Annotated in this window: 4 protein-coding genes; all 4 read left to right on the plus strand. The window is 35.6% G+C overall.

Going from position 1 to position 4239, the window contains the following annotated elements; all coding sequences use genetic code 11:
• The first annotated feature begins 610 nt into the window (after positions 1–610).
• The 4 genes from ACSX1H_RS18815 (at position 611) to ACSX1H_RS18830 (ending at position 3619) form a co-directional block, all read left to right on the plus strand.
• Positions 611–1306, plus strand: a complete 696-nt coding sequence (locus ACSX1H_RS18815; RefSeq protein WP_439185800.1) for a hypothetical protein — start codon at positions 611–613, stop codon at positions 1304–1306.
• A gap of 202 nt (positions 1307–1508) precedes the next feature.
• Entirely contained in the window at positions 1509–1925 is a 417-nt protein-coding gene (locus tag ACSX1H_RS18820; RefSeq protein WP_439185801.1) for a hypothetical protein, read from the plus strand.
• A gap of 204 nt (positions 1926–2129) precedes the next feature.
• Positions 2130–2759, plus strand: a complete 630-nt coding sequence (locus ACSX1H_RS18825) for a hypothetical protein (protein WP_439185802.1) — start codon at positions 2130–2132, stop codon at positions 2757–2759.
• A gap of 260 nt (positions 2760–3019) precedes the next feature.
• Positions 3020–3619, plus strand: a complete 600-nt coding sequence (locus ACSX1H_RS18830; RefSeq protein WP_439185803.1) for a hypothetical protein — start codon at positions 3020–3022, stop codon at positions 3617–3619.
• Positions 3620–4239 lie beyond the last annotated feature (620 nt).

Genomic DNA, 4239 nt, shown 5'->3' on the forward strand with positions numbered 1-4239 from the left:
AGTCCAACCGATTGTCAGTCCTGCCGGACGGACAATCTCGCGTAAGAAGTGCTACGCTTCATGCAGCCACCGTTACAGGCAATTTCGGGTTTCAGTTTTGTAAGTGGGATAGAGGACGGTCGCCAAAAAACAAAACTTAGTATTACTTGGCCACTAATCCAGACTCGGTTGTTTTCATATCAGCCCAGACGTTCATATTGAAGTGCCTCTGGAATTGATTTTCAAACGTGAATAGGAATCAATTTGATTTACAAACTGTTTACGCCGCTCTTATTCTATTTTAAGTTGATTATAAGCAGTTTTAACTGGTTTTCGAGCTTTTTTTTCGGAAGCTTGATTTACAAGCGCTGGCGTAAAACACTTTCATATTAGTTTTTTGGCTTTGAGCAAAGCTGACTATTAGTGAAATTAAGAAGATAAAATAACAGCCTGTAACAAGCCGCAATAATGCATAGCAGTTCGGCTGGCTTCTGGCGGGCAGATTCTCGCCTCGATTGTCAGTCCTGCCGGACGGACAATCATCCCGAAAATCTGCTACTGCATCATGCGGCTAACCGTTGTGTGTAAATTTAACATAGACACATTAATTTATTTATAATTAAGGACATACATGGGGTTATTAGAATATTTACTAAACAAAAAGAAGGAAAGAGATGAAAGGGCATTAAAAAAAGAGATGCGTAAAATATTAAACAGTTATCTCCCTGAATCAAATGAACTTGAAAATGTCAATCCTAAAGGTCGTAAAAAACTAAAAAGAAAAGCTTTTAAATTATTAGAAAATAAATCTTTTACAGAATTTATAAAAGAACAATCAGGTAAAGTTGGGGTATTGTTTGACAATGCTATGTTTAGCGAAGATTGTAAACATTACATAAAACTATCAAGTGAAATAGAATTATTATTAGATGGGAAACTGACAATTAATTCAATAGATGTAGATGATAGTTGTTTTGAATTAAAAACTAATATAGAAGGATTAATGCAGTTCTTAGATGATCCTAAAACATTGGGACTAATTGGACGCCATGAATCTAAACAGCTATTCTTCTTTAAAGCTATAAATGACATATTAGCAGCAGGTAACTATAATGAAAGACTAATTATTTATTACGACGAATTTGAAGGTGATATACATAGAATTGCTTTAATTGATAAAGCGATATCACATTCTTTATACATGCATTTTAAAGAATCTGATCCTTATAAATATAAAAAATACATTATAGATGGTGTAAGAGTGTTAGGAATTGGAATTGCAGATGAAGATTTCACTAACTATACAGAATTGGTTATTCTTCCTTAAAAAAATCAGCACACAACAATGTATATAGCAAATAAGGCAGGAAGTGGGCTATTGAACGGCAGTTCTTCAATGGAACATCGCCGATGCTTTTGCTTCGGCTCAGTGCAAACTTGATAGGCTTGCTCTCCGAAATGCCTTACTTGCCATATACTCACCGTTGTGTGGCATAAAAAATAACGATAAACCAGGCTATTGATAAACGATGAAAATACTTACACACTTTTATGACTATTTGTTTTATACTTTTTATCGTTTTTGGGAAAGTTCACCGCTATCATGGTGGAGTGATATGAAGTCAGTAATCTCAATTGGAATGCTGAAAGTATTTGTTTTATCCGGACTTTATAGTTTGATAATGGTTAAAACAAAGTTGGACTTAATACCTAAAGGACGAGAAATTGCAATTCCTTTAATAATTATGTTGGTTATTTTTGTTCATGACTATTATATCTTCTTGCATAAGGACAAATGGAGGAATAGAATAAGTAAATTTAAAGACATAAGTCGATTAGCTGATTTTATTGGAATTACGATTGTAATATTATTGATTATCGGAATTGTTTCATTTTTAAGTTATTCTTATTACTTGCTTGGTTCTGTTGACTGGACTCAATATTAATAATTTAAAATATAAATAACGCCACACAACACGCCGCCATAGCGCATAGCAGGGGTCAGCAGGGTTTTGGTCGTGCAGATTCCCGCATCGATTGTCAGTCCTGTCGGACGGACAATCTCAACGCAGAATCTGCTACAGCGCCATGCGGCCAACCGTTGGCATTCATGCAAAACAACCCGAAACTGAGAATTAAAATTGAATCAAATGAGTAAGAATTGTATCCTATGTAACAAGAAACTATCATTCTGGAATCAACCAGTTTTTGGAAAAGGTATTTTAAAATCCCAAGAAAGGATTTGTTCATCATGTTTTATGAAAATTAACAATAAGTCTCCAATGACTGCTGCAAACTTGAAACGTCATGAATTGGTTGAAATTAAAGAATTGTTGGATTCAAATAAAAATACTCAAACAGTTGAAAGCTCAATTGGATTTCAAGTAACGACTTCTGTTAAAACCGAAACAAAAAGAGATTCGGGGAAATGGGAAATTGTTCACAGAAAGACTGAACGTTGGACAGAATTGGGTTTTGGGGATGATGACAAATTTCCAGGATACGGCAGACTTTATGAAAGAGAATTTGAAGTTTGGTATTGCGAAATTGGTTCAAAAGAACGAAAAGAGATTCAAAAATTCTCGGACAAATATCCTTTAAATTATGACCCAAGAGATTATCAAGAAATTGTTGGGGAAGGCGTTTATATTGAACAATTGACGAATTCAAAAGGATACGAAGCTCTTTATACAGCTCTGGATAATAAAAACCGTAAGAGGTGGTATTTTGCATTGGTTAATAAAAAGCCTTTATGGATTGAAACCGACCGAGCAAAATAATAAAGCACGAAATGCCAACAATGGCTAATAAAGCATAAGTGAGCCGACTCGTTTTGGTTGGTTCGTAGCTTCGGCGAACACCGCCAAATCGTTGATTTGGCTTTTAAAAGGAAAGATAAAAACAAATGCAACGTTTTGGCTCAGTGAAATTTGTAAGTGAGTACGGTTAATATTCACTTACGCTTCATAGCCGAGCCGTTGGGTGGCATTAAACCGCATGGATTGAAAAAGATTTTATATAAACTAGGCAAACCTAAAATATGAAAATATTTATAATCATTGTCTTGGTACTATTAACTTCTTGTTCCAATAGAACCAAAAAATCAGAGCAGACAAGCATTAAAAATTTAAATCCAGAAAAAGTAAGAAAAACAGACTTTATAACTTCAAAGACTGATTTTATAGAATTTCTAGAAACAATTCCAGAACTAGAACTTCCCATTGAAAAAATGTGTTATGATGATTTTACTAGTAAAAGATTGGATTATGAAAATAAAGCCGTTGCTAAATTCAAACCAGACGGAGCACATAATATTTATGGTAAAATCCTAATAAGTGAAAATACAATTGGCATAATTTACTTGTACCCTGCAGATTATATTTTTCCATCGCTAGTAATTTATGACTCAAACGCTGAAGTAATTTCAGAATTTGACTTTTTTGAAGGTTATTGTGGAAGAGATTATAACTTTTACTCATCATCATTCTGCAGCATCAACGAATTATTACAAATATCTAGAATAGACACAAGCTTGACTTATAATATGAATGATGAAGATGAAACCATTGGTATCGAAGAAACGACCGTGACAAAGACCAGTTATTTAATAGAATCGAATGGCAAAATAATTAAGAAATAACGCCACCCAACAAACCGCAATAAAGCATAGCAGGCGGCAGTGGGGTTTTGGTTGGGCAGACTCCCGCAGATTGTCTAGTCGTCCTGCGGACGGACAATCACCGCGACTCTGCTACAGCTTCATGCGGCAGGCCGTTGTAACCAATTTGTTGGTTAAATATTTACAGATTGATTTTGGTCGTCCACCAAAAACCAAAACTTAGAATAACTTGGCCACTAATCCTGACTCGGTTGTTTTCATATCAGCAGAGACGTTCAAATTGAGGAGCCTCTGGAATTGATTCTCAAACGTGAACAGGAATCATTTTGATTTACAAACTGTTTACGCCAAGCTTAAGCTGTTTTTCTGCCACAATATGTGTTTTAACTGGCATCCGCACTTTTCTTTTCGGAAGCTTGATTTCCAAACGCTGGCGTAAAACACCTTCATATTTGGTTTTTGGCTTAGTGCAAAACTCAATATTAGAGACATTAGGAATATAAAATAACAGGTTACAACAAGCTGCAATAATGCATAGCAGTCCGCCTCGCTTCGGTTGGGCCGATTCCCGCCTCGATTGTCAGTCCTGTCGGACGGACAATCAGCACCGCGAATCTGCTACCGCATCATGCAGCTAACCG

It is taken from the genome of Carboxylicivirga taeanensis, assembly GCF_051851475.1.
In the GTDB taxonomy this organism is placed as follows: Bacteria; Bacteroidota; Bacteroidia; order Bacteroidales; family Marinilabiliaceae; genus Carboxylicivirga; species Carboxylicivirga taeanensis.